The sequence below is a fragment of the Catenulispora subtropica genome (genome assembly GCF_039531675.1).
GTDB classification, from domain to species: Bacteria; Actinomycetota; Actinomycetes; order Streptomycetales; family Catenulisporaceae; genus Catenulispora; species Catenulispora subtropica.
This window is the reverse complement of the sequence record NZ_BAAAQM010000143.1, coordinates 1-574: the sequence shown is the minus strand read 5'-3', so window position 1 is coordinate 574 and position 574 is coordinate 1. Positions and strand designations below refer to the sequence as shown.

1 protein-coding gene is annotated in these 574 nt (G+C 67.9%); it reads left to right on the top strand.

Annotated elements, in window-relative coordinates:
- Positions 1 to 574: molybdopterin-dependent oxidoreductase (locus tag ABD466_RS44325; RefSeq protein WP_344663335.1), on the top strand; the 574-nt coding region annotated here is incomplete at both ends.

Sequence of the window (574 nt, the reverse complement as noted above, 5' to 3'; positions counted from 1 at the left end):
GCGCCCGGGGCAAGGGCGGCCTGGTCCGCGCCTCCTGGGACGAGGCCGTGGAGATCATCGCCGCCGCGCACGTCCACACCATCAAGCAGTACGGCCCCGACCGCATCGCCGGCTTCTCCCCGATCCCGGCCATGTCGATGGTCTCCCACGCGGTCGGCGCCCGCTTCATGTCCCTCATCGGCGGCACCATGCTGTCGTTCTACGACTGGTACGCCGACTTGCCGGTGGCCTCCCCGCAGGTGTTCGGCGACCAGACCGACGTCCCGGAGTCCGGCGACTGGTGGGACGCCGCCTACCTGATCATGTGGGGCTCCAACGTCCCGGTCACCCGCACCCCTGACGCCCACTGGATGGCCGAGGCCCGCTACCGCGGCCAGAAAGTCGTCGTCGTGGCCCCCGACTACGCCGACAACGCCAAATTCGCCGACGAATGGCTGCACCCCCACCCCGGCACCGACGCCGCCCTGGCCATCGCCATGGGCCACGTCATCCTCAAAGAACACTTCGTCGAGAAGAAGACCGAGTTCTTCGACACCTACGTCAAACAGTTCACCGACCTGCCGTTCCTGGTGAC